General features: G+C 38.0%; 24 protein-coding genes and 1 pseudogene. 9 read left to right on the top strand and 16 right to left on the bottom strand.

Annotated features, from left to right (window positions below; all coding sequences use genetic code 11):
* Window positions 1–439: 439 nt before the first annotated feature.
* The 3 genes from cadC (at window position 440) to KNQ07_RS12060 (ending at window position 3745) form a co-directional block, all read left to right on the top strand.
* Window positions 440–808 (top strand): Cd(II)-sensing metalloregulatory transcriptional repressor CadC, encoded by a 369-nt coding sequence (cadC, locus tag KNQ07_RS12070; protein WP_003322301.1) that lies wholly within the window; start codon window positions 440–442, stop codon window positions 806–808.
* The gene (locus KNQ07_RS12065) at window positions 801–2972 is read left to right on the top strand and encodes a heavy metal translocating P-type ATPase (RefSeq protein ID WP_214766924.1); all 2172 of its coding nucleotides are present in this window, start codon (window positions 801–803) and stop codon (window positions 2970–2972) included. Before cadC ends, KNQ07_RS12065 begins: the two co-directional genes overlap by 8 nt.
* A gap of 116 nt (window positions 2973–3088) precedes the next feature.
* On the top strand, window positions 3089–3745 hold the full coding sequence (locus KNQ07_RS12060; RefSeq protein ID WP_047392229.1) for a CadD family cadmium resistance transporter: 657 nt from the start codon (window positions 3089–3091) through the stop codon (window positions 3743–3745).
* A gap of 99 nt (window positions 3746–3844) precedes the next feature.
* On the opposite strand, the pseudogene KNQ07_RS16410 reads toward KNQ07_RS12060, so the two are convergent.
* The 3 genes and pseudogenes from KNQ07_RS16410 to KNQ07_RS12050 form a co-directional block, all read right to left on the bottom strand.
* Window positions 3845–4000 (bottom strand): annotated as a pseudogene (locus KNQ07_RS16410) (C39 family peptidase); the annotation flags it as partial.
* 255 nt (window positions 4001–4255) lie between these two features.
* Window positions 4256–4561: a cation transporter gene (locus KNQ07_RS16350; protein ID WP_261966313.1), complete on the bottom strand. Its 306-nt coding sequence runs from the start codon at window positions 4559–4561 to the stop codon at window positions 4256–4258.
* A 302-nt stretch (window positions 4562–4863) separates the two neighbouring features.
* Window positions 4864–5196, bottom strand: coding sequence for an ArsR/SmtB family transcription factor (locus KNQ07_RS12050; protein ID WP_082892469.1), 333 nt, complete (start codon window positions 5194–5196; stop codon window positions 4864–4866).
* Between the two features lie 148 nt (window positions 5197–5344).
* On the opposite strand from KNQ07_RS12050, the gene KNQ07_RS12045 reads away from it, so the two are divergent.
* Window positions 5345–5890, top strand: coding sequence for a copper resistance CopC family protein (locus KNQ07_RS12045; protein ID WP_214766920.1), 546 nt, complete (start codon window positions 5345–5347; stop codon window positions 5888–5890).
* A gap of 329 nt (window positions 5891–6219) precedes the next feature.
* Complete coding sequence (locus tag KNQ07_RS12040; RefSeq protein WP_214766918.1) at window positions 6220–6984, top strand: copper resistance D family protein; 765 nt, start codon at window positions 6220–6222, stop codon at window positions 6982–6984.
* Between the two features lie 273 nt (window positions 6985–7257).
* On the opposite strand, the gene KNQ07_RS12035 is transcribed toward KNQ07_RS12040, so the two are convergent.
* The 4 genes from KNQ07_RS12035 to KNQ07_RS12020 form a co-directional block, all read right to left on the bottom strand.
* Window positions 7258–7683 carry a disulfide oxidoreductase gene (locus KNQ07_RS12035; RefSeq protein WP_214766916.1) on the bottom strand — a complete coding sequence of 142 codons (426 nt, stop codon included), beginning with the start codon at window positions 7681–7683 and terminating at the stop codon, window positions 7258–7260.
* Complete coding sequence (locus tag KNQ07_RS12030; protein WP_214766914.1) at window positions 7676–8356, bottom strand: DsbA family protein; 681 nt, start codon at window positions 8354–8356, stop codon at window positions 7676–7678. The genes KNQ07_RS12035 and KNQ07_RS12030 overlap by 8 nt, the downstream gene beginning before the upstream one ends.
* A gap of 97 nt (window positions 8357–8453) precedes the next feature.
* On the bottom strand, window positions 8454–9365 hold the full coding sequence (locus KNQ07_RS12025; RefSeq protein ID WP_214766912.1) for a cation diffusion facilitator family transporter: 912 nt from the start codon (window positions 9363–9365) through the stop codon (window positions 8454–8456).
* A 568-nt stretch (window positions 9366–9933) separates the two neighbouring features.
* Window positions 9934–11940: a heavy metal translocating P-type ATPase gene (locus tag KNQ07_RS12020; protein WP_214766910.1), complete on the bottom strand. Its 2007-nt coding sequence runs from the start codon at window positions 11938–11940 to the stop codon at window positions 9934–9936.
* A gap of 413 nt (window positions 11941–12353) precedes the next feature.
* Between KNQ07_RS12020 and KNQ07_RS12015 the strand changes: the two genes are divergently transcribed.
* The gene (locus KNQ07_RS12015; protein WP_214766908.1) at window positions 12354–12857 is read left to right on the top strand and encodes a PCYCGC domain-containing protein; all 504 of its coding nucleotides are present in this window, start codon (window positions 12354–12356) and stop codon (window positions 12855–12857) included.
* A 37-nt stretch (window positions 12858–12894) separates the two neighbouring features.
* Here the strand turns inward: KNQ07_RS12015 and KNQ07_RS12010 are convergent, their stop codons facing one another.
* From KNQ07_RS12010 to KNQ07_RS12000, 3 genes are all read right to left on the bottom strand, one after another.
* Window positions 12895–13575 (bottom strand): response regulator transcription factor, encoded by a 681-nt coding sequence (locus KNQ07_RS12010; RefSeq protein ID WP_047392207.1) that lies wholly within the window; start codon window positions 13573–13575, stop codon window positions 12895–12897.
* A gap of 319 nt (window positions 13576–13894) precedes the next feature.
* Window positions 13895–14221 (bottom strand): four-helix bundle copper-binding protein, encoded by a 327-nt coding sequence (locus KNQ07_RS12005; protein ID WP_082892467.1) that lies wholly within the window; start codon window positions 14219–14221, stop codon window positions 13895–13897.
* A gap of 94 nt (window positions 14222–14315) precedes the next feature.
* Window positions 14316–15830: a multicopper oxidase family protein gene (locus KNQ07_RS12000; protein WP_214766906.1), complete on the bottom strand. Its 1515-nt coding sequence runs from the start codon at window positions 15828–15830 to the stop codon at window positions 14316–14318.
* Window positions 15831–16019: 189 nt separating this feature from the next.
* Here KNQ07_RS12000 and KNQ07_RS11995 point away from each other — a divergent pair, with 189 nt between their 5' ends.
* Window positions 16020–16592: a YdhK family protein gene (locus KNQ07_RS11995; RefSeq protein ID WP_047394599.1), complete on the top strand. Its 573-nt coding sequence runs from the start codon at window positions 16020–16022 to the stop codon at window positions 16590–16592.
* 60 nt (window positions 16593–16652) lie between these two features.
* Here the strand turns inward: KNQ07_RS11995 and KNQ07_RS11990 are convergent, their stop codons facing one another.
* The 4 genes from KNQ07_RS11990 to KNQ07_RS11975 are packed head-to-tail and all read right to left on the bottom strand — an operon-like array spanning window position 16653 to window position 20232.
* Complete coding sequence (locus KNQ07_RS11990; protein WP_064506585.1) at window positions 16653–17324, bottom strand: response regulator transcription factor; 672 nt, start codon at window positions 17322–17324, stop codon at window positions 16653–16655.
* Window positions 17321–18637 carry a sensor histidine kinase gene (locus KNQ07_RS11985; RefSeq protein ID WP_064506584.1) on the bottom strand — a complete coding sequence of 439 codons (1317 nt, stop codon included), beginning with the start codon at window positions 18635–18637 and terminating at the stop codon, window positions 17321–17323. Before KNQ07_RS11985 ends, KNQ07_RS11990 begins: the two co-directional genes overlap by 4 nt.
* 52 nt (window positions 18638–18689) lie before the next feature.
* On the bottom strand, window positions 18690–19496 hold the full coding sequence (locus tag KNQ07_RS11980; protein WP_214766904.1) for a hypothetical protein: 807 nt from the start codon (window positions 19494–19496) through the stop codon (window positions 18690–18692).
* 37 nt (window positions 19497–19533) lie between these two features.
* Complete coding sequence (locus tag KNQ07_RS11975; RefSeq protein WP_064506582.1) at window positions 19534–20232, bottom strand: cytochrome c biogenesis CcdA family protein; 699 nt, start codon at window positions 20230–20232, stop codon at window positions 19534–19536.
* Window positions 20233–20464: 232 nt separating this feature from the next.
* Between KNQ07_RS11975 and KNQ07_RS11970 the strand changes: the two genes are divergently transcribed.
* A complete protein-coding gene (locus KNQ07_RS11970) occupies window positions 20465–21184 on the top strand; it encodes a peptidoglycan DD-metalloendopeptidase family protein (protein WP_047392554.1) in 720 nt (239 codons plus the stop codon).
* Between the two features lie 52 nt (window positions 21185–21236).
* Here KNQ07_RS11970 and KNQ07_RS11965 read toward each other — a convergent pair whose 3' ends face one another.
* Window positions 21237–22094 carry a hypothetical protein gene (locus KNQ07_RS11965; RefSeq protein WP_214766902.1) on the bottom strand — a complete coding sequence of 286 codons (858 nt, stop codon included), beginning with the start codon at window positions 22092–22094 and terminating at the stop codon, window positions 21237–21239.
* Between the two features lie 682 nt (window positions 22095–22776).
* On the opposite strand from KNQ07_RS11965, the gene KNQ07_RS11960 reads away from it, so the two are divergent.
* Window positions 22777–23403 carry a recombinase family protein gene (locus tag KNQ07_RS11960; protein ID WP_214766900.1) on the top strand — a complete coding sequence of 209 codons (627 nt, stop codon included), beginning with the start codon at window positions 22777–22779 and terminating at the stop codon, window positions 23401–23403.
* Between the two features lie 307 nt (window positions 23404–23710).
* Here the strand turns inward: KNQ07_RS11960 and KNQ07_RS11955 are convergent, their stop codons facing one another.
* Window positions 23711–25012, bottom strand: coding sequence for an MFS transporter (locus KNQ07_RS11955; RefSeq protein ID WP_251139538.1), 1302 nt, complete (start codon window positions 25010–25012; stop codon window positions 23711–23713).
* Window positions 25013–25028 lie beyond the last annotated feature (16 nt).

Here is a 25028-nt window from a genome sequence, read left to right as displayed (position 1 = left end):
TACGATACCGGGGTTTTCGCTTTTTTTCTATGTTCGATTTAAAATCCGATGGATTTTATGTGTCAACCACACCTTATGGTGATGAGCCAATAAAATGCAACTTAAATATTCACTTGATATAATATTTTTTATATCAAAAATAAATTTTTCATTAAAAATACATAAATTGAATAAGTATTATCTATAATAATTTTTGTTTTTTACATCATATATACAAAATAATCAACAAAGTTAATAATCAGCAAGAGATTTACATTCTATGCGAGATATGAATCTTAAAAAAACACTAATACAGTATATCGATATCCTTAAACACAAAAAAACCCGAATGGGGGCTTTTATTAAGTGTACATTATATTCAAGTAAACACTTGAATATTAACCAAGGAAAGGTGTACACTATATTCAAGTGAATACTTGAATATAGATGGGGTGATAATGTGAATAAGAAAGATACTTGTGAAATTTTTTGTTATGACGAGGAAAAGGTCAATCGAATACAAGGTGATTTAAAAACAATCGATATTGTTAGTGTTGCCCAAATGTTAAAAGCAATTGCGGATGAAAATAGGGCAAAGATTACCTATGCTTTGTGTCAAGATGAAGAGTTATGTGTGTGTGATATAGCAAATATTATCGGTATTACGGTGGCAAATGCTTCTCATCATTTAAGGACCCTTCATAAGCAGGGGATTGTGAGATATAGAAAAGAAGGAAAACTAGCGTTTTATTCGTTAGACGATGAACATATTAGACAAATAATGATGATTGTACTAGAACATAAGAAAGAAGTGAATGTCAATGTCTGATCAAAAGGCAATAACATCTGAACAAGAAATGAAGGCCTATCGTGTACAAGGTTTTACTTGCGCAAACTGCGCGGGTAAATTCGAAAAAAATGTAAAACAGCTATCTGGAGTTGAGGATGCAAAAGTAAATTTTGGTGCATCTAAAATTGCTGTTTATGGTAATGCAACGATAGAAGAACTAGAAAAAGCGGGTGCATTTGAGAATCTCAAAGTGACACCTGAAAAATCTGCTCGCCAAGCATCACAAGAGGTAAAAGAAGATACGAAAGAAGAGAAAGTGCCGTTTTATAAAAAGCATAGTGCTCTACTTTATGCTTCCTTATTGATTGCCTTTGGTTATCTTTCTTCGTATGTGAATGGAGAAGAGAACATTGTTACTACCTTATTATTTTTAGCATCCATGTTTATCGGAGGATTATCACTTTTTAAAGTTGGTTTGCAAAACTTACTACGTTTTGAATTTGATATGAAAACCCTTATGACAGTGGCTGTTATAGGTGGTGCTATTATTGGAGAATGGGCAGAAGTTGCCATTGTTGTTATTCTCTTTGCAATCAGTGAAGCACTTGAGCGATTCTCTATGGATAGAGCAAGACAATCGATTCGTTCATTAATGGATATCGCTCCTAAAGAGGCACTTGTTAGACGTAATGGACAAGAAATAATGATTCATGTTGATGATATTGCTGTTGGGGATATCATGATTGTAAAACCTGGTCAAAAGATTGCGATGGATGGTGTAGTTGTAAGTGGGTACTCTGCCGTTAACCAAGCAGCTATTACAGGTGAATCAGTCCCTGTTGAGAAAACGGTTGATAATGAAGTATTTGCAGGTACCTTAAATGAAGAAGGATTATTTGAAGTAGAAATAACGAAGCTTGTAGAAGATACAACAATTTCTAAAATTATTCATCTTGTAGAGGAAGCACAAGGGGAACGCGCTCCTTCTCAAGCATTTGTTGATAAATTCGCAAAATATTACACACCGATTATTATGATCATTGCAGCATTAGTTACTATAGTCCCTCCATTATTCTTTGATGGCAGTTGGGAAACATGGGTTTATCAAGGATTAGCTGTTCTTGTTGTTGGTTGTCCTTGTGCGTTGGTTATATCGACTCCTATTTCTATTGTTTCAGCGATTGGAAATGCTGCGAAAAAAGGGGTCCTTGTAAAAGGTGGAGTGTATTTAGAAGAAATGGGCGCCTTAAAGGCTATTGCATTCGATAAAACAGGAACATTAACAAAAGGGGTCCCAGCTGTAACTGATTATAATGTGTTGAACAAACAGATAAATGAAAAAGAATTACTATCCATTATTACTGCATTGGAGTATCGTTCTCAGCATCCTCTTGCTTCAGCCATCATGAAAAAAGCAGAAGAAGAAAACATTACTTATTCTGACGTACAGGTAGAGGATTTCTCTTCTATCACAGGAAAGGGTATAAAGGGTATCGTAAACGGGGCGACTTATTATATCGGTAGCCCGAAACTCTTTAAGGAATTATTGACTAATGATTTCGATAAAGACTTAGAGCAAAATGTTACTACTCTTCAAAATCAAGGTAAGACAGCCATGATTATTGGAACCGCAAAAGAAATACTTGCAGTTATTGCAGTTGCTGATGAAGTTCGTGAGTCAAGTAAGGAAATTATTCAAAAGTTACATCAACTTGGTATCAAAAAAACAATTATGCTTACTGGTGATAACAAAGGTACTGCGAAAGCTATCGGAGGGCAGGTTGGAGTATCTGATATAGAGGCAGAATTAATGCCACAGGACAAATTAGACTTTATTAAACAGTTGAGATCCGAGTATGGCCACGTAGCAATGGTAGGAGATGGGGTCAATGATGCACCTGCATTGGCGGCCTCAACAGTTGGTATTGCAATGGGTGGAGCTGGTACAGACACAGCCTTAGAAACTGCAGACGTCGCTCTAATGGGAGACGATTTAAGAAAACTTCCATTCACCATAAAACTTAGCCGGAAAACTCTTAATATAATCAAAGCTAACATTGCTTTTGCAATTGCTATTAAATTTATTGCCTTACTATTGGTCATCCCAGGTTGGTTAACGCTCTGGATTGCCATTGTTTCCGATATGGGCGCAACCCTTCTAGTAGCTCTAAATGGTTTGCGACTAATGAAAGTGAAAGAATAAAGGGAAAAGTGCTAAAAAGTGCTCTTCCAAACAGATGGAAATTCCTTTTCTAAAATGGGCTTATTATTAGTACAACTTCTAAATATAATAAAAAATCAGTTAGTGAGTTGATGTAATTGACTTTAATTTTGAACGTTATTTCTGCAATAGGGGCATTTATAGTTACCAATATTGATGATATCTTTGTTTTGATGCTGTTATTTTCTCAGGCAAAAGCACAGGTGAAAACGAGTGAAGGTTTAAAAGGTAATCAGACAAAGAATAAGTATATATCCCCTAAGGATATAATTATTGGACAATATCTAGGGTTTACTTTGTTAGTAGTAGTAAGTCTCTTAGGAACTTTTGGAGTTATGTTAATTCCAGAGAAATGGGTAGGATTACTTGGACTAATTCCAATCTATTTAGGGATTATGTTGTTTATAAAGGGAGAAGATGAGGATGAAAATGCAATTCTTTCAAGTTTAAATTCTGGAAAGTATAATAGTGTCTTTTTAAGTGTAGCATTTATAACATTTGCTAATGGCGGAGATAACATTGGAATATACGTTCCTTTCTTCTCTACTTTAACCATGAACCAACTAGCAGTAACGGTTATTACTTTCTTTATTATGGTTGCAATTTGGTGTTTTATTGGATATCGTTTGGCGGCTTTTAAACATGTCTCTGAAACCTTAGAGAATTACGGTAGGTGGATTATACCCATTGTCTTTATTGGTTTAGGAATCTATATCATGGTGGAGAACGAAACTTTCAGTACCCTTTTGAGTTAAATAAATTATTAAAAAATAATTTTCAAAAGTCCCTCTAGTTAACAGTTGGGACTTTTGTTTTTCTTATTTACAATAATGGAATACATCTTAACCAACTAACTATTTGATATAAGTAATTGCTTGTCTACCCAGTTGCACCTGTGTAGCTTCAAAGTCTGCTATTTTAGCCTTTTTATTCTTTGTGTTTGCTAGTGGATCATTAAAGTAAATATAGCATTGGTCATATCCTGTCACTAATACAGAGTGCAGCTTATGAAGCCCTATTAGATTACTTTGTAACACAGGGTCTAACTAACATTTCAATAGAAAAAACTGAGGAGTTACCACAAAGGAACCCTAAAAATGACAAGTACCAGCATGTTAGGATTGATTATCATGAATAACCAAATGGAAATATGTCTAGATTTAAACAGATAATAAAACGGCTAGAATATTTACTAATAAGCCGATGATTCCTTAGCGTAGAGAATCATCGGCTTATTTTATGTTGAAATTTGCTTAGCGTGGGTTTTATGTCAAACTGTTGGTGGTACCCCAACTACTACAATCCATCCCCGAAACCGCATACGTCTGAACATGTTTTTCCTCTTTATTTGGAACAATAAGTTGAAATCCTAACTTCTTCACCTCGTTTTGAAGCCGACGATCATCCAGTTCTGATTCGCTCTCGATTTTCAAACGGGCCGCACCGTAGTTGACGGACATTTTCTGGTACTCCGCTATCGTCACTAATCCCTTCTCAAGAGTCACTGCACAGGATGGACAATCCATCCCTTCTATTCGGTAGGTATGAGTTGTATGATCAGGCTGAATCAAATCCGAAGAAGCATTACCCGAAGAACAACAGGTATCTGTGTCCGATTTTTTTGCATCTGTCTTTGATATCGTGCTACAGCAAGTATCCTCTTCTTTAGGAAGAGAAGATTCGTTTTGTATGCTCGTACCGGCTATCTCGGATGTCGATTTCGAACAGCAACTCGACTGTATACCCTTTGTCCGGAGTCAATCTTCCTCATTCGTGGCACAGCACGTTGTTGTTATTGATGTAGAAATAGCCTTCGGTTCACTTGCTTCGCTTTCCTTTAGAGAGCTGTTGTTACAACAGGAGCTGGCCATCATTACGCCTCCTCGATGTGATGTTCACAACAAGCAGATTCCTGTCCGATTTCGAGAGTCAGTGTCCCGAATAGTCGTAACAGTTCCCTGACCGTCTCGTTGCGTAGGGAGTAGTAGCCATACTTTCCCTGCGTCCGTTTTTGAATCAATCCGCATCCTTTTAGACAAGCTAGATGCTGTGAAACGTTAGACTGATTTCCTTGGACCGCCTCGACGATTTCTGTCACTGTCTTTTCACCATCATAGATACACTCTAAGATTTGAAGTCGTGTTTTATTAGAAAAACCATGAACGACCCTCACCTTCAAGTCCAATGGTTCCAGTAATTGTTCCAAAATGTTCACTCCTTTTTCATATTCGAATTCACTAATATGTTATCATCATATTAGCATTCACTAATGTAAGCGTCAAAAAATCTTGAGGTGTCTGTTTTTATCCCTTATGATTTGGACCGTACATAACAAACATAAAGGAGTTGAAAAGATGTTTCGAATAAATTACCTATTGTTACTGCTATCAGGAATGCTCTTGTGGTGTCCTGTACAAGCCTCAGCTCACACTGGGCTCGAATCTTCCACACCCCAGGCAGATGAGACTGTTCTGCCTACAAAAACCATCACGTTGAACTTCGAGACGAACATCGAAGCCGGTGGAAGTATTCAAGTATTTGATTTCGCTTCTTCGGATGCACTGAAGGGTACTTTCACACAAGAAAGGCGACGTATGACGTTCCAGCTCGATCGAGAGCTGACATTTGGTCGGTATCGCGTCCAATGGAAGATCATCGGTACAGATGGACATCCTATCGAAGGAACCTATCTGTTCAATATCGAAACCCAAACGACCGCGAGCGAAACGAGCGAGCAGCCGAAGCCCATCCAAGAGAAAGACGCCGACACGGAAACAGTGAAGACGACAACGTCCCCCGCTGAAGAGACTGATTTCTTTCCATTCCTAATTGCCGGTGGATTACTTATCATGTTACTGTTCTTCTTTTATCAGATTGTTTTGAAGGGGCGAACAAAATGACTTTGCTCTATATTTTAGGAGATACATTGCTGTACGCCTGTTTTGCACTGTTGATCGGTCATTTCTCGTTACAGCTCATTCCTCACACTTATCGACCTGATGTAGCGTTCCCGATAAGATGGATACGACTTCTCATCCTATTAATTCCTGTTTTCTTTTCATTGTCGGTCATACGTATCGTACTTTATTTGCAAGAAGACATCGGACTGTGGTTGACTCTGCGGTCCGTTCTGCTTACATTCGAAGCTGGAAATGCCTTAATCTTGATGACAATCTGTTGCATATTACTTTTTCTGGTCGTCAGGAATACGTCACTCCATTCGGGACGCTTGAAGTTTGCCCTATTTTTGTTACTTGCCATGGTTGGTACACTCGCATGGTCCGGACACGCCTCCAGTATCACAGGTGCAGAAGGATTACTCGTACATACCGCTCATGCTTTGTCTGTCTTCATTTGGACTGGCGGTTTACTCGTATTAGGCTATTCCAACGCATCGAATCCCCGTTGGGACAACGTGTTGGAATGGTTCAGACCGCTCGTGACGCTATGCTTTTTGATTATCCTCGGATCCGGCATCTATTTGATGTCAGTCGTCGTGAAAGTAGACGACTATCCGAATTCTTGGATTTTACCGTATGGTCAAGCCTTACTATGGAAACATGTCTTAATTCTCCCTGTGCTGATCATCGGTTTCATGAATGGGAAATGGAGTTATGCCTCTTCCAAACAAACGCTTAAAGTCAAACAGATGAGAATGCGCATGGAAGGTACACTGATTCTCTTCATCTTCGCAGCAACTGCGTTGCTCGGTCAGCAAGAGCCACCTCACTCCGTAGAGGATACACTCAAATCAAGTGGGGCCGGACAGCTGTCTGCTTTCGTCTTCCCTAATCTACGCTTTGCATATTCAAACATCGAGTTTGAACCAGGAATGACATCCGTCTTGTTCCTGGTGATTGGTCTTCTTTTCGGGGGATTGGTAGTATTCCTTATTAGAAAAACGAATGAATCGATCAAAACACTTTTTTTAGGATTAGGAATGTCTGTTTCCTTATTTTTAGCTTTCTTGTATAGTATTTCTTTGACGTTTTGATTAAAAAATTCACTTTAGTATCTTCTTGATCAAGAGTTTTAACGATATACAATCTTCCAGTCATATAAAAAAGACAATGTCTCATTTCGAAATTGAAATGAGACATTGTCTTTTTTATATAATCGATTTTCTTTTCCTTATCCCGTCGATTCAATCAGGGAAAAAGCTATAAATTAAAAAAGAAAGTTTTATGTTTTCCCTCTTTATGTTCTAGTCGTACTCATGATATGAAGAAAATCGCTAAATGAGATGAAGTGACTCTCTCTTATTAACTTATTTTTTTTTAAACGCTTGTCGAACTCCAATCATAATCAGCGTAATTAGCAAAAATGCTGTCAGGGCAAGGAAGGGAATCGTTATGAAACCTAACCAATTAATATATTGTACGTTGCAAGGGACACCTTGAAGACATGGCTTGACCTCAGTAAATCCTGGAATCTTTTGAACCATGTAGTGGTAGACAGAAATACTTCCCCCGATAAGGCTAAGTGGTAATACATATCGAACCACACCTGAATCATTATTGAATACGGCGACGCCCAGGATGATACTGAGCGGATACATGAAAATACGTTGTGACCAACAGAGCTCACAAGGTACGAATCCACGAATCTCACTAAAATACAGGCTACCGAGTGTGGCAGCGAGTGCTATGATCCACGCTATATACATACCATAACGTCGTACCTGTTCATTCATCGGCCGTTACCTGTTCTTCAATCACATGGGAAATCGTATCGTAATCAAACGGGTCATCGAGTTTAATACCATTGATCACGATCGTAGGTGTCAGCTCGACACCGTGTTCTTTCACGAGTGCATCGTCCTTCGACACTTCATCAAGGATGTCCGCATTATTTCTTAAATCAGATGTGAGTTGTTCTTGATTAATGCCTGGTACTGATTTTGCAGCGATTCTTAACAGGGATTCTTCAGTCACCCATGGGTCATCATGCTGTTCGACTCTCGGTTGTGCATCATAAATCGCCTTATGGAATGTCCAAAATGCCTTCTTGTCTTGGCGATAAACAGATTCTGATGCCTTAGCGGCCAAAATCGATTCTTCCCCATGGAATAAAACATTGATATAGCTGAACTGTACCTTACCAGTGTCAATGAACTCCTTTTTCAGCTTCGGATAAACTGTTTCCCCCCATTGTTTACAAGACGGACATTTATAATCTCCGAACTCGACGATTGAAACAGGTGCAGAGTTTTCTCCTTGTGTCGGTTGACCTTCTATTTTTACCGTATCATTTAGGACTGTACTCTTTTTTTCTTGAACAGCATTGTTCTTGATCAAAAACATTGAAAGAACTATTAAAAAAACGATCAGCAACGTTACAACAACTAAAACCTTCTTTTGTTTCATAACATGATTCGACCCTCCCACTTTCTGAAGTTAATCAGAAAAGGGAAAGGTCAACACCTCCTTCTATTCGATTAAAGTATTTTACAACGTTCATTTATCAATGAGCGTGGCTCTCATGTGCCGCATGCGAGCATTCATCGATACCTGTACACTCGATTTGAATCGTAAGATCTTGTAAATCAAACTGGTCATGAATCAACGTACGGGCCTGTCTAAGTACACCCTTTCGTGCTTCATCCGATTTAACTACTAAATGGCAACTTAGTACATGATAATCAGATGTGATGGACCATAGACGAAAGTCATGTACTTCTTCCACTTCTTCGATGCCAAGTAGCACACTTTTAATTTCACTGGCGTTCAAATTGATTGGGACCCCTTCCATCAAGACATGCCATGAATCTCTTGTTACACGCAAACCACTGACAAAGACAAGAATTGCAACTACTATGCTTGCAATCGGATCGGCTATCGTCCAGCCAAAAAACAGTATCAGCACTGCTGCAATAATGGCACCGACTGACCCAAGCAAATCTCCAATTACATGTAAAAAGGCACTTCTAACGTTCAAATTTTTGTCTTTGTCCGCCCGCATGAGGATGAATGCGACAACAATATTAACTAGTAAGCCGATAGTTGAAATGATCAGCATGCCTGAGCTGAGAACTGCAGGGGGTTCAAGGAGACGTCGATATGCTTCATAGAAAATATAAAGTGCGATAGCAATCAACGTGATTCCATTCAAGAAGGCCGCTAAAATTTCAAAACGCTTGTACCCGAATGTCTTGTGATCCGTAGCCTTCCGTTGGCCGAACATTAATGCTGTTAAACTAAGCCCAAGTGCAGCAGCATCACTTAGCATATGCCCAGCATCTGAAAGTAACGCTAGACTATTGGTCCAAATCCCTCCAATAACTTCAATAATCATAAATAAAAAGATTAGCATGAAAGACCACTTCAGTGCCTTTATATTTACGTTGTTATGACTATGATTATGGTCGTGCGCCAACAGAATCTCCTCCTTTAAATTTTAATTTCTAAGATAAATATAGCACAATGGCCACCATATTCAAATGTTCATTTGAATATGGTGGCCTCGAATTTTGTTGCTGTCTAAAATAAGTTTTGGAGTGACAACATGGTCGAAGAACTAGCACGTACCACTTTATTGACTTTAAAGAAGCATTCGTTATTATTTTTTATACGTTCATCCGATTCGATTTACGAAGATTTGAAAGTACGAACTGAAACGTACGAAAAATTAGAAGGGTCACGGACGAACGGAGGCAGACCTCAAAAAAACGGACAGCGTATCAGGACGCTGGCTTACTGTGTTCGCAATCGAAAAGCTTTTTTTGAGAGGAGAAAGACTAGAAGCAATCTAAAAGTCGGCTTACAGTCCCTTCCATCACACAGAACGTTACAGCTCTGTTTTATGTTCTCTATATGGACATAATCATATATTCTAATAAAATTAAAATCGCGTGTAAAAAGTCTTCGAATACTCATAGACTTTTTACACGCGATTAAATCCAGTGCTTGGCCACTAATAAGTTCTGAAATCAATTCAAATGATTTCATATTTTTAACATTCTAGCATTTACAGCAACAATGACGGTGCTAAGACTCATTAGTACTGCCCCAATGGCTGGGGATAAGATCACACCATAGGGAGCTAGAACGCCGGCTGCTAGTGGTATTGTTATAATATTATAACCAGCTGCCCACCATAGGTTTTGAATCATTTTGTTATAAGTACTTCGGGAAAGTTCAAGGATAGAGAGAACATCTTTCGGATTACTTCTGACCAGTACGATATCAGCGGTTTCGACTGCCACGTCGGTTCCACTACCAATCGCAATCCCTACGTCAGCTTGTGCCAGTGCGGGTGCATCATTAATGCCATCACCCACCATGGCTACTTTCCTCCCTTCCAATTGAATGTTCTTTACTTGTCTTGATTTATCATCAGGTAAAACTTCTGCATGAACTTCGTCAATACCCAACTGTTTGGCAACCCAATGTGCAACCTTTTTATTGTCACCAGTGAGCATGATTGAATTTATGCCTTTGTTTTTAAGCGCAGTCACAGTCTCTTTTGCTTCTTCTCTTACTAAATCAGCAAGTGCAATCATTCCCAGTAATTGCTTGTTTTTCAATACAAATATGACGGTCTTTCCTTCTTCAGATAATTTTTCAAAAGCGAGCTCATCAATCGTTATTTTTTCTTGACGAATATATCGAGGACTCACTACACGAATTAACGTACCCTCTACTTTCCCCTCCAATCCGACTCCTGTAATAGACATAAAGTCTTCGATCGATGGAAGTGATAGTTGTAGCTCTTCTGCTCTTTTCACTACCCCTTTAGCAAGAGGATGTTGGGATGAACGTTCGACTCCAGCTGCTAGACGAAGTAGTTCGTTTGAGGAAATTTCATCAATCGGCACCAAATCCGTCACACCAAAATTACCTTGCGTCAAAGTACCTGTCTTATCAAAAATAATGGCGTCTAATTTCCGTGCCTCTTCAAACTGCGTCCGATTTCGAATCAATAAGCCTTTCTTAGCAGACAGCGCCGTCGAGACAGAGACGACCAATGGCGCTGCAAGTCCTAGTGCATGGGGACACGAAATAACCATGACAGTCACCATACGCTCGATAGCAATGCTGAGCGGATATCCTAATGCAAGCCAAATGATAAATGTCAACACACCGGCAAAAACAGCGACATAGAAGAGAATTTTTGCTGCACGATTCGCTAAATTTTGTGTTTTAGATTTAGATGCTTGTGCTTCGCTGACTAATTCGATCACTTTCGATAGATACGTGCCTTCACCTGTATTTTTCGTTTCAACGGTCAAGCTTCCTTCTTGATTAATGGAGCCAGCAATTACGTTGTCGTCCATTTTCTTTTCGATGGGAAGAGATTCACCTGTCAGCATCGATTCATCAACTGTTGTTGCTCCTTTTATTATCTTACCGTCAACTGGAATTTGCTCCCCAGGTTTGATCAGAATCACGTCACCAGTCTGTAATTCCGACACCTCAATATCTTCTATTTTTTCATCATCAATTCGATGCGCAATACTGGGTAACAATTTGACTAATTCTTGTAGCGCGTTAGACGCGCCCATGATTGATTTCATTTCAATCCAATGTCCTAAAAGCATAATATCTATGAGCGTTGCTAACTCCCAGAAAAAGTCATGTCCCTCTCCTAGACCTAAGATGATGCCCACACTATAAAAGTATGCAACACTAATCGCTAAAGCGATCAACATCATCATCCCCGGATTTTTTTGTTTCATTTCGTCTAAGCTACCTTTTAAGAACGGCCATCCACCGTAGAAGTAGACAATTGTGGATAGAAAAAGCAAAACAACGTCGTCATATGGAAAGCTAATGTTGATACCCGACCATTCTTGAATCATTTTAGAAAGTAGCAGGATTGGAACAGTCAATATTAACGATACGAGAAATCTTTTCTTGAAGTCTCCAATCATTCCTTCATGTTCATGATGTGAAGCACCCATTTGTTGGTCTTCATGCTGAGTATGTTCGTGATTGATATGGTGATCCATAAGAAAACCCCCTTTTACGTACTATATACCTGTATGGTGTATATATAGAGTGACATATCGTTTTTTCTTTAAATTATATTTATATATAAAATGTATTTTGACACACTAAAAATTAAAAACTATCATACAAGTAGGGTATATCTTTTAAAATGAGACCCTTTGTTTAAAGAAGACTATTTAGAGTGAAAAACACAAGTACTGGAACTTTAAAAGGAATTGAAGGACAAGTTCGAGGTATACATCAAACGATTGATGACGATTCATGAATTAACTGAATCAATGAAAACTATGATCAAATGAATGAATAGGTATTATCGTGAACAGAAAAAAGAGCTACTAGAAAATACGAAAAATGCTAATTCACACGCTTTGTTTTGCGCGCCTACAAAATTATCTCGAGGGAGAATCGAATCGTGAAACTTAACATACTCTTAAAAAGTGTAAGCCTTATTAGCCTGTCCTTGATCGCGGTCGGCTGTGCTCAAGACACGACGGAGTTTTCTACTCCCAATCATTCAAAGGAAGCCGATCATGCGAAACATATGAGCGGTGACAAGATTGAAGAAACATCATCATCGGTAATACTTCCTACATTTTTAAAAAATCAACCTGAAGATGTACGAAATGTTTATCAAGCTGTAGCGAAAAATCGTAAACTACTAGAGAAAATGCCTTGTTATTGTGGCTGTGGTGAAACAGTCAATCACAAAAATAATTATGATTGCTTCATAGAAGAAAATACGACGGATGGGTCGGTGAAATGGACAAGCCACGGAACAACATGCAGCACATGTCTTGAGATTGCTGTAAAGTCTATTTTGAAGCAACGGGATGGAGAATCGATTAAAGATATTCGTTCTGAAATCGATTCTTCGTATAAAGATGGCTACTCGAAACCGACACCCACTCCTTTATGATTTTTATAATGACACTTTTACTTGTATAGCAAAGGTGTCATTTTGTTTCATCCTCACTCCAACGATATCCTCTCCCCCAAATTGTTTTCAGGTGGCTATCAATTGGATAATCTAACTCTCTTAACTTCTCTCTGATCATTTTAATATGAGAGTCCACTGTCCTTGGATCCGATTCTGATGTATAAGACCAAACGAATTCATAAAGCTCCAATCTGTTGAATAGCCTTCCAGGATGTTGAAGAAATAATCTCAGTAACGCATGTGCTTTGGGTGTGAAATCAATCGACTTACCATCTAACACAATTAAATCGTTACTCTCATCGAACGTAAGTCCGTGGTAGATAACGGGTTCTTTTGCTTTTCTTCTCATGACAGATCGAACTCTTGCTAAAAGTACGTCCCCGTTAAACGGCTTTGTGACATAATCTGTAGCTCCAGCATCTAGTCCTTTGACGATGGATTCAGCATCATTTAGAGCCGTTATCATGATGATTGGGACTTCCGGGTGAGAATCCGTTATTTTCTTACATACTTCGAATCCATCGTACATTGGCATCATGACGTCCAATAAAATCAAATCAAAAGTTTCTTTTTTCACTTTCTCCAAAGCTTCGATCCCATCATTCGCCATACTACATTCATATCCTATTGGTTCTAGATAAAGTCTTAATAATTGCCTCATTCTTATTTCATCATCAACAATTAATATTTTATCCATCCTAGCCACCACCTCTTACATTAGAATTTTTTAATAATAAATGATTGTCAATCTATTTCCTCATTAATTTCACGAACTTTCTATATAATCAACTCAAACTATAGGATGGAGTTGATTTTCATGAAAGCATTTATGAAGAGTTTAATCGTTACTCTCTATGTATCCTTCTTTTTTCTCACCATACTACTGGTCTATAAAGGTTATGAAATTTTTCATAACTAAGTACCGTAGTTTTTATAGATAAAGGAGCATCAGATTTTTAGCTCACACTTTTTTGGCATGGCGGCTCTAGATGCTCCTTCATTTTTAACTCTGCACTTTAAACAATTAATTTACGACAGACTGTTGCACATTCATTACAAGCCTCAGCACACTTCTTACAATGATCATGATCATGTTTCGAACATTCGTCGGCACATCTTTCACAAATTTCAACACAGCTTCTAGCAAGAACACCGATATTGCTGCTGTTTCGAGAAATAGCTTGTACTAAAAGACTACAAATTTCAGAACAATCTCTATCTAGACGTATGCACTCTACCATCGAAGAAACATGATGTTCACTCAAACACGCATCAAAGCATTCATTACAAGTCACTATACAGTTCTGTAGGGCGTTTAAGACTTCTTTTTGTCCAGTATTCATTTTAAAAAACCTCCGTTTTTTCATCTTTATTTGACTTACACAAAGCCTATTTCCTTAATTTGTGAAGAAAAGATGAAAACAGCTACTCGTTTTTTTAATCTACTCTCAACTGCCCCATCATTCCGTTCTCTTCATGTTCAAGGATATGGCAATGGTACATAAATACCCCTTTTTCTTTGAAAGTCATCTGAATCTTAACTCGTTCGCCTGGTTTTATGGCGATAGTATCTTTTATACCTGTTTCTTGATTATCCAGTTTCTGATTGTTTCGTTCTAATACCTTGAATTGGACTCCATGAATGTGGAAGGGGTGAGTCATTCCGCCCATCATGTCTTTTTTATTATAGATTTCCCAGACTTCCGTTTCGCCTTTTTTTGCTTTAATATCGAATCTCGTCTCATCAAACTTCTTTCCATTGATTTCAACATTTTTGCCCATTCCGAAGAGAGTTAACTTCTGATTCACTTTAGACGAGGTCTTGAGCAGATTTTCATTTACACTTTTCGGTGCCAATGCACTTAGACTCGTCCCTTGTTTTTCCTTCAGCTTGAAGTTAACGACTTTCACTCCATTTGTCTCAAATGCAACAGTCTCACCAATTTTTCTTTTTGAAAAGTCTACCAATACCTCTATACGTTCGCCTGGACTTAAATCAATTTTCTTTACGTTTTTCGCTTTTGAGATGTAACCACCATCATCAGCAATTTTTTTAAAGGATGAGCCGTCAGATAACTTCACTGCATAGTTCCGTGCATTGGATCCATTTATCAACCTGACCCTAAGTTGCGAATATTTCACGTTAAAATACGGATTAATCGTTCCGTTTACGAGGAGGGTATCGCCTAAAGCCCCATCTGTTTTTTCTACATCAGCATATTCAAGGACATTCCTATTTTTAACTTTTCGATCTTGAAGAATTAATGGAATATCATTTTCACCATATTTTTGAGGTAGCATCGTCTCTTTAGTTTTTTCATCTTTTACGTATAACAATCCTGCCAACCCCTTGTATACTTGTTCAGCAGTCTTACCCATTGGATGTGGATGAAACCACAATGTCGATTCATTTTGCTTCACTTTAAACTTTACTACCTTCGTCTCACCAGCTTTCACGACCTGATGTGGTCCACCATCTACGGATGATGGTACAACAAGACCGTGCCAATGGAATGTAGTGGCTTCTGATAAGCGATTCACTGTACGGATTGTTACTGTTTTCCCTTTTTTTAACTCCACTACAGGACCTAAATAATTTCCGTTATATCCTAGAGTTTTAGTTTTTTTAGCATCTCGAAAGAACTTTGTTTCCCCTTGTTTAGCGACAATCGTGTATTGAATGGAATTCTTGGTTTCACGATCGGCTTTTAGTATCTTAGGGATGTTTAATCGTCGCTCTTTTTCTTCAGTTGATTTTAAATCGACACTCGCACCATGTCCCATACCTTCCATCATATTCTGATTTGTAGTAGTGTTTCCTCCATTCATCATAGATCCCATGTGCTGTTTGTTATTTGACATAGTACCTCGGGTAAGAAGTAAATACGAACCGCCCACTATAATCATGAGAGTAAAGATACCGATAGTTGCGATTAACCATGTTTTCTTCATATGGATCATTCCTTCCAATCAATTATTATCTTTAACTTAAAGAATGATTGTGAAAGAACTATGTCTTTCTACCAATGAATTTTATAGTTTTTTCCAATGTGCTACTTTTCTACTCTCTGCAAAGTTTCTGCAAATTTGTGTGATAAAGTCTATGGAAAGCATAAAAAAAACAATTGGAGGTAATTTTTTATGAAATTAAAGAAAAAGATTTTTATGACAACCATGGCTGCTTCACTTTCTTTAGGACTCGCTGCGTGCGGAAGCAATGGTGATGATTCTAAATCAACAGGAAGCATGGATAAAAATATGGATGGTATGGATCATTCGACGATGGACATGTCTGGATCGAAAGAGGTCCCGAAAGGGCTCCAAGAGGCTAAAAATCCTAAATTTAAAGTTGGCGACATGGCGATGATCAAAGAAGCACATATGGAAGGCATGAAAGGGGCAGAAGCAAAAGTTGTAGGAGCTTATGATACTACTGCTTATAGCATTTCTTATGACCCTACAAATGGTGGGAAACGTGTCATGGATCATAAGTGGATTATTCAAGAAGAGATTGTAGATCCTAAATCATCTCCTTATGAAGTAGGCGATGAAGTAAAAGTAGACGCGGATCATATGAAAGGAATGAAGGATGCTACGGCCACTATCGATTCAGCTAAGCAAACAACAGTGTATATGATTGATTTTGAATCGACTACAGGTGAAGAAGTGAAAAATCATAAATGGGTGACTGAAGACGAACTATCTGCAGAATAAACGATAAACAAGAGAGGAACGGTTTTTTAACCGTTCCTCTCTTGTCTTCTTTCTCCTTATTTAAGGCACCCACTTGTAACCAATTCCCCATACTGTGCGAAAGTGTTCTTCAATAGGAAACTCGAGTTTCCTAAGTTTTTCTCTTAAGTTTCTTACATGAGAATCGACCGTTCGTTCATCTGTCCACTCATTTGCTAACCATAAACTTGAGAGCAGTTCCTCTCTTGAATAGACACGTTCTGGATTTTTTAATAACTTAGCAAGTAATGAAAATTCCTTTGGCGTGACTTTGACTAAATGATTATCATAATACAGCTCATGGGCGTCTTCATTTAAGATTAGACCCGACGATTCGATTTTTGATCCTAAAGAAACCGTAGTTCGTCTGAAAATCGATTGAATTCTTGCCTTCAATTCCGCCTCGTCGAACGGTTTCACAATGTAATCATCTGCTCCCAGTTGTAATCCTTTTACGATTTCTTCTTTTCCGTCGAGTGCTGTCAATAAAATGATTGGTACATTCGAAACTTCCCTTATCCTTTGACAGGTCTCAAAACCATCCATTAAAGGCATCATCACATCCAATATGATTAAGTCAGGCTCATCTACATCAATCAAGTTCAATATCTCTCTTCCGCTGTTCAGCTTAATACAGGTATATCTGTCTTGCAGATAGAGTTCAATCAGTTCTAACATTCGATTCTCATCATCTACCAAAGCAATGGTTCTCATCCTGGAATCCCCCTCAAGTCAATGACAACCTTCAGCCCGTTTTCTACATTAATAGCTACGATGGTCCCTTTGTGCGCTTCAACTATTTCTTTCGTGATAGCCAAACCGAGCCCAGTACCTCCTGTTTCACGATTTCGTGAAGAATCTACTCGATAAAAACGATCAAAAAGATACGGGAGTGATTGCTCATCCACACCACCACCTTCATCCGTAACTTCAATAAAGTTTTCATCAAGTTTTAAAAATACGCGTTTGTTCGCATGTGTATATTTTAGCGCGTTATCCAGTAAATTTAAGAGAACCTGATCGAATCTAGCTTGGTCTATCTCTTTGTAGATGGGAGTTTTATTACTTTGAAGAATTAATTTCACTTGTTTCTCCTCAAATTTAAAAATTATTCTTTCACTGATCTGTTTTAAGAAATCATTCATCTCTGTGATCTGAGGATCTATTTGAAAATGTGGCTCTTCCAATCTAGCAAGTTCAAACAAATCCTCAATCAGTTCTTGAAGTCTTTCGGATTCCTCATAGATAATATCTCCAAATCTCGATTCGTCTTTTTTGAGGAGTCCTGCATATCCCTTGATGTAGGTAATCGGCGTACGCAATTCATGTGTGATTGAAGTCAGAAATTGCTTTCTTGTATTTTGAATGTGACGTAAATCAACAGATAACTTAGTGATCGCTCGTGCTAAATCTCCTACTTCGTCACTTCTCTCAGCTTCTCTGATTTTCAGTACCTCGCCTTTACTTAACTTTACCGTTGCCTCTTTCATTGATAAAAGTGGCTTTATAATGATGTAACTCAAAAAATAAACACTTACTAATAGAAAAAGTACTAACAAGAATAGAGAGAACACTACTTGTTGTTTCAATTCCCCCATCAAATGCTGTATATACTTTGTCGGCTCTAACATGATTATTTGACCGCCATCTTCAATATTACTCACCGTCACTAAAAATTTGCCTTCTCTCCAATTACCTTCTACGATTCCATCCTTTTTTTGAATCCAATCCGGGTTCAAAAATTGTTCAGCGTCGTTAGATGAATCGACGACTTGATTATTTTTGTCTAAGATAATCACATCAGTCATCGCCTTTTCCTCCATTAAAACAACGTGTTCAACTGTTTGCTTGTCGAAGTTAGTGGAAAGAACATCTCGATGACTATTGCCTCTCTCTTGAAGGCTCTCCAGTTCACTTTCTACTTGTTGATGTTCAAGAATGTTGTATACAATAGCAGATGAGAGAATGAAAATCATGAGAATCCCGAAAAAATAAAATAGCGTTATTTTAAATGAAAGTTTATTCATAAAGTACCTTTCTCATTTAAGATGATTACATATGGAAACAAACTGTTGAAATTTAGAAAAAGAAATATTCTTCATTTAGGCGATACACAAAAGGACTTTTATCATTTGATTCTTTTAAAAGGACAATTCCTTGAATATTGCTCCACAAATAATTAGCGAAATCATAATCACTTAAAATAGCCTCACGAGTAGAATGCGTCATGAAGCATTCTATTTTTGTAATCGTATACACATCCTCTGAATCACGTTGATAATCGAAAGAAAAAGAACCCTTTATATTAAGCCTTTGAGCAATTATTGCTACGCACTGCTTTAAAATCGAATTAGAAAACACCTCATATGAAAGCACCGTATCTTGGTATCGTTCATACTCTTCTCTCATAAAACAGCAAATCACTTCATCAGATCGATAATCGATATATGCATCAATTTTCCCCAGCTTTACACCTTCAGGCGCATTCTTTATTTGGTCAAAAGAGTAAGTAAAGGTATTACCTTGAACCGAAAATGAATCATGAAGTACTGTTTTATCCCAGTCAAAGGATGTTATAAACATTACGTTATTTTCTCTCATTTTTAACTTGTGTTTTGATAGCGTAGTTGCTTCTTGTTCGCTTAAAGGAATAATCCAGCCTATTTTTTGAGAAATACAATATTCAATGAGATTACTAATATACCCTTCTTCTGATTCTTTTTTTGAAAATGAATCAAAATATTTAAAATCAGGAAGTAACTTTCGAACCCATCCTTCTTTTGAAGAAATATGAATATCTATACCTGAAGGTTTAAGTTGTTTTATGTTCTCCATCACTTTCCAGTTTTCCTCTACTCCCATTATCAGGACATTTTCACGAAACATTTATGATTCATCTCCTCTTGAAATAGAAAATAGAGCGTCAGAACCCTCTAAACCCTGTAAAGTCAATCAATATTGTAGTTAGTTTCGTTAGACCATCGAAATACAATATGATACCTAATAAAATCATAAACCCTCCACCTATTTTTGTAACCTTTGAAGAATACTTCATTAAATATCTTGATTTCCCGACCAAAAACGACATTAAGAAAAATGGAATGGAGAAACCTAGAACATAAAAGAGCATATATAAAAATCCATTACCAGGATTTGTGGCAATCAAAGCAATAACTCCAGCGAGAATTGGTCCTGTACAAGGAGTCCATCCAGCAGCTGATCCGACTCCGACCAAAAATGTTCCGATATAGCCACGCTTTCTTTTTCCTAAGTTCAATCTTCGCTCTTTAAGTAAAAATGTTGGAGTCCATAGACCAGTTAGAATAACACCAAATATGAATAAAATAAGTGCACCGCTCATCCGTAAAACATCTTTATACACTATAAAAAAATCAGCCAAGTATGACGTTGAAAAACCCATAACTAAAAATACGCTCGAAAATCCAAGTAGGAAAACTAATGTATGGGGAACTCCATTCCAGTTCCACTTTTCATTTTCTTTTAACTCTCTAACTGAAACCCCTGTAATGTAAGATAAAAAAACGGGATATAAAGCCAGACAACATGGCGAAATAAAAGATAAAAAACCTGCCCCAAAAGCTAACAAAAAAGATAATTCCATCAAATTCCTCCTACACACAAAAAATAAATCTATTTTTTGGAATATTTATAAAAAAGAAATGTGTTTAATTTTCATCATAAAATCCGTTTGTGAAAAAACTATGCATTTTTTGATTAAATCTCTTGTCAATTTTTGAAATGAATTTGATATACTTTTTTGTAATATAGTGATGCTATACTCCTTTTAACAAATCGTTCGTCACTGTATCTTTATCTTTAAAGGAGTACAACTAATGAAAAACAAGGTAATACTTATCGCTTCTAGTGTCTTACTCACAACAACTTTTTCGATGCATAGTCCAAAAGTCGAAGCAAGTAGTGCATATAACGTAAAAGTGAAGACAGACGATCTTCGTGTTCGGACTGGTCCTTCTCTCAATCACAAAATTGTCGGCATCACTAACACTGGGCAGACCTTTTCTTATTTAGGAAAAAAAGGAGCTTGGACAAAAGTACTTTACAAAGGAAACACACGGTATATCTATAGTTCTTACCTAAAAAAATATAAGAGCCACGTTGCCAAAAAAACATCATATAATAACTCTCTTTTTGCTTCTCCTACAGAAGGTCGGCTGACCCAAGGATACGGAAACTCTAATGGTGCTTACGGTTATACATTCCATAATGGCGTTGATCTAGCTGCAGCAAAAGGCACACCCGTCTACGCTTCTGCCAGTGGAAAAGTCACTACATCTAAAAACAGCGGTGCGTACGGTAAACACGTTATGATTTCACATAGTCTACAGAATCAAAAATACGTAACCGTTTATGCTCATATGAACAGCCTTTCGGTAAAAAGTGGTCAGACAGTCTCTAAAGGTATGAAGATTGGTACAGTTGGGAATACAGGAAACTCGTTCGGAAATCATTTGCACTTTGAGATTCATAAAAACAGTTATAAATACAGCAGTTATTCTGCAGCGAATAGTGTCAACCCAATGAACTATTTGTAACCTAAAAAAAAGAAAAGATGATGTCCTCGGACATCATCTTTTCTTTTTACGTTCATTGCTGAGGACGACGACGGAGTACGAAGAATCCGAGGATTGACGCAGCGGCGATTCCGAGTAATGACCAGAGGATGCCAGCTGAAGATTGTGTTTCAGCTGCTCCACCAAGACCGGTATTCGGCATACCGGCTGGTGCGCCTTTGAATTTATCCGGGAACTGATCGACGATTGCGGTTGCTGTTCCTTCACCGACACCGTACATATGACCGTAGGCTTCACGGATCGCCGGGTACGTTTTGTCGTAATCTTTTTCATTGTAGCTGTTGAACGCCAGTAACAGTTGATCGACGTGGACCTTGAGTCCTTCTTCCAAGTCTTTCGACTTCAAGCGACCTTCCGTTGCGGCATCGAGGAACGCGGCTTGTTCGACGCGGTACTCATCCAGTTCCTGAACGGCCATGTCGCGTGCTTCCTCGTCTTTCGCGCCTGTTGCTTTGACATAATCGACGAAGTAACCGATATGGCTCGACCAAATCTTCTTGAACTCTTGTGCGGCTTCGCTACCGTACACTGACCCGATCGAAGCGGACAGATCGTCTGTATTTTCGTTCAAGGCACCGGCCGCTGCGTCAAAGTCCTTCGCACCGTCGATTCCTTTTTGCATCGTCAGAATCGCAAGCGCTGCGTGTTCTGAGAAGTTTCGGTTCAGTCCGGCACGGAGATCCGCTGCCGGTGTATCGACTTTCGTATTTTTGAATTTATCTGGGTATTGATCGACGATGGCGCCGGACAATCCTTCACCCACCATATACATATGCTCGATGGCGATACGCAGATTGCTGTATGTGGCATCATAGTCGCCCGCGACATAACTATCAAACGAAGTCAACAATTGCGTGATATGGACTTTCAATCCACCCTCTAAATCAGCAGCTTTCAGACGCCCCTCTGTTGCCTTGTCGAGGAAGGCTGCTTGTTCGACGCGGTATTCGTCGAGTTCTTTTAAGGCTTTTTGTTTGGCGTCTTCATCCTTGGCACCAGTCGCTTTGACATAATCATAGATAACGTAAGCAGTTCACAAATAGTTTTATTTTTTTAATTTTTTGTCCTAATTTCAATAAAAGGTAGTTTTAATTTTTACAATAAAAATCAAAACTACCTTTTTACTTCCGAAATTTTATTTCTTTTAATATTTTAATTAATAAAATTTATCAATCTATAAAATTAAAAATGAAAAGAATTTTATTAAACGTATCATTTTACTCTTTAAATTTTTGTAGAAAATTCGATTCTGATTTCCACGCATGACTGATTGCAAAACCCACATTACGATTAAAGCCTGTTATGAGAATGCTTATCATTCATTTTTTCCCTTACATGATTTCTGTAGCATATGTTTTTATCCCCGTACGCATGATGTTACCCAACGTTCGTAAAAGTACACTTTTACGGACACATGAAAATCATCACCTTCCATATCAAAATAACGTCCGAAAAAGTATTAAATCAATTTCCGGACGTCCGCATTTTTACACATACTTTTACGAACTGATTTCGGGTATAATGAGGGAAGAAAATCGTTTTCGAGGTGAATTATGGAAAATCGTAAATTTGGATACATACGAGTCAGTAGTAAAGATCAAAATGAAGGTCGACAACTAGAGGCCATGAAAAAAGTCGGCATTAACGAGCGCGACATTTATCTCGATAAACAAAGTGGAAAGAATTTTGAGCGCGCAAATTACCAGTTACTCAAACGAATTATCCGAAAAGGTGATGTGTTGTGCATTCATTCACTCGATCGATTCGGTCGCAACAAAGAAGAAATCCTTCAAGAGTGGAACGATTTAACCAAAAATATCGAAGCTGACATCATTGTATTAGATATGCCATTACTCGATACTACTCAATATAAAGACAGCATGGGGACATTCATTGCAGATTTAGTATTGCAGATCCTTTCTTGGATGGCTGAGGAAGAAAGACAGCGTATTCGAAAACGACAACGGGAAGGCATCGACTTGGCTCTACAAAATGGTGTTCAGTTTGGAAGACCAAAAGTTTTAGTTTCAGATGAGTTCAGAGAAGTCTATCGGAAATGGAAACGTAAAGAAATAACGGCAGTCAAAGCCATGCAAGAAGCTGGAATCAAAAAAACAAGTTTCTATAAATTAGTAACAATCCTTGAAAAAGAAGAAACAGATGCTGTACACATTGAGTGATGAGTTCTTGAAGATTCTCTTAGGCTGAGACCAGGAGGATTTTTTTTGAATTTCACACACGTATCAATCTTATATTAAACGACCGTTTTATATAATGATTTTTTGATTTTCAGTTCTAGAGAAAATCAGTATTTAACTTTTTTAAATTGATTTTGAAAAATTGAAAGGGAGAGATTGCTTTTTTAGCGTTCTCTCCCCTAGAGGTGAAGTGTTAGTTCATCTTTTTGTCATATAGGTAACAATTTCAATAACTGTAGATTTTTTTCTTAATTATTAATTTAATCATTTTTGCTCTGTTCGAAAGTAATCAATACTTCTTTTGAGTCACAAAAATAGAAACCACCAGTATAGAAATAAGTGTAAACAACGTCATGAACCAAATTTTGTTAGAAAACTCATTAGTAGTCGAGAGAATTAAAGATAAGCCGATCGGTCCTCCGATTTGATGCATGGTATTTGTAACCCCACTCGCAATACCAGCCAGTTCAGTTGGCGCTTCATGAACGCCTGCTGAGGTGACCGGTGCTAAAATCAGTCCTTGCCCCAATCCCAGTATCAGCATAGGAATGAGAATAGTACGCCAATAACCATTGGCTGGATTAGAGAAAGCAAGTAAAATCAACCCAGTTACTAATATCACCTCACCGATAAGCAAAACTTTCCCATTCCCGAATTTTGAGATTAATCGTGGTAATTGCATGGCTATGATAAAATTGACGATTGTCAGAGGTAAAAATGCCAAACCCGACTGTAAGGCCGAAAAGCCATATTGATTCTGCATCATTTGCGGCAAAAAGAACCAGAATGGCAACATTGCCATCATAAATAGAAGCCGTGTGACATAGGCACCAGATCGTATCTTATTTTTAAAGAGAGATAATGGCAAAATGGGATATGGAGTGCTTCTTTCCCATAAGATGAATAAGCCTAAGATAAACATACCGCCAATGACGAATACACCTTTGCTTTCTGCCAATCCATATATGATACCAATTAGCCCTGTGATTGATAATAAACTACCTAAATAATCAATGCGTTCTTTTCGTCGTTCTGAATTTTCTACGTACCTTACAGTTAAGAAAAACAGAAGAAGCGTAAACGGTACATTGATCAGGAAACCGGCCCGCCAAGAAATCAAACTAGTCAATCCACCGCCAACCAATAAACCGACACTCGAACCAATTCCTGCTGTTGCGCCATAATAAGAAATAGCACGCTGTCTCATCTTGTTCTGATACACATCTATGATCAAGGCAAGGGTTGTAGGTGCAATAATCGAGCTACCAATCCCTTGAATCGCACGCATCGCAATCACCATCTCAGGTGTTCTTGATAGACCTATGATTAGTGAACTGAATCCAAAGATGAACAGCCCAAACAAAAAAACACGTTTTCTTCCAAACAAATCAGAAAGCCGTCCACTTAGAAGTAAGAAGCCTCCGAATGTGAGCGTATATGCACTCGATACCCAGGAGAGCGCTGCGGCAGACAAGCCCAGGCTTTCTCCCATCTCAACTGAACTAGTAAAGATAATCGAGTTATCCATTAATATTAAAAAGTAAGATAGTAATGTAATTGGTAAGATGGCCCCAAATTTTTCTGTATTCAACTTTTCTAACTTCTTT

It is taken from the genome of Exiguobacterium sp. s145 (assembly GCF_018618835.1).
In the GTDB taxonomy this organism is placed as follows: domain Bacteria; phylum Bacillota; class Bacilli; order Exiguobacteriales; family Exiguobacteriaceae; genus Exiguobacterium_A; species Exiguobacterium_A artemiae.
Note: the sequence above shows the minus strand (reverse complement) of the source record. Positions and strands in the feature narration are given on the sequence as shown.

Bases quoted from the DNA above. Each gene is read 5' to 3' on its own strand.
- KNQ07_RS12065 (WP_214766924.1), top strand. From the start codon at position 801: ATGTCTGATCAAAAGGCAATAACATCTGAACAAGAAATGAAGGCCTAT.
- KNQ07_RS12045 (WP_214766920.1), top strand. From the start codon at position 5,345: ATGTTTCGAATAAATTACCTATTGTTACTGCTATCAGGAATGCTCTTG.
- KNQ07_RS12035 (WP_214766916.1), bottom strand. From the start codon at position 7,683: ATGAATGAACAGGTACGACGTTATGGTATGTATATAGCGTGGATCATA.
- KNQ07_RS12030 (WP_214766914.1), bottom strand. From the start codon at position 8,356: ATGAAACAAAAGAAGGTTTTAGTTGTTGTAACGTTGCTGATCGTTTTT.
- KNQ07_RS12020 (WP_214766910.1), bottom strand. From the start codon at position 11,940: ATGGATCACCATATCAATCACGAACATACTCAGCATGAAGACCAACAA.
- KNQ07_RS12010 (WP_047392207.1), bottom strand. From the start codon at position 13,575: ATGGATAAAATATTAATTGTTGATGATGAAATAAGAATGAGGCAATTA.
- KNQ07_RS12005 (WP_082892467.1), bottom strand. From the start codon at position 14,221: ATGAATACTGGACAAAAAGAAGTCTTAAACGCCCTACAGAACTGTATA.
- KNQ07_RS12000 (WP_214766906.1), bottom strand. From the start codon at position 15,830: ATGAAGAAAACATGGTTAATCGCAACTATCGGTATCTTTACTCTCATG.
- KNQ07_RS11995 (WP_047394599.1), top strand. From the start codon at position 16,020: ATGAAATTAAAGAAAAAGATTTTTATGACAACCATGGCTGCTTCACTT.
- KNQ07_RS11990 (WP_064506585.1), bottom strand. From the start codon at position 17,324: ATGAGAACCATTGCTTTGGTAGATGATGAGAATCGAATGTTAGAACTG.
- KNQ07_RS11985 (WP_064506584.1), bottom strand. From the start codon at position 18,637: ATGAATAAACTTTCATTTAAAATAACGCTATTTTATTTTTTCGGGATT.
- KNQ07_RS11980 (WP_214766904.1), bottom strand. From the start codon at position 19,496: ATGTTTCGTGAAAATGTCCTGATAATGGGAGTAGAGGAAAACTGGAAA.
- KNQ07_RS11975 (WP_064506582.1), bottom strand. From the start codon at position 20,232: ATGGAATTATCTTTTTTGTTAGCTTTTGGGGCAGGTTTTTTATCTTTT.
- KNQ07_RS11970 (WP_047392554.1), top strand. From the start codon at position 20,465: ATGAAAAACAAGGTAATACTTATCGCTTCTAGTGTCTTACTCACAACA.
- KNQ07_RS11960 (WP_214766900.1), top strand. From the start codon at position 22,777: ATGGAAAATCGTAAATTTGGATACATACGAGTCAGTAGTAAAGATCAA.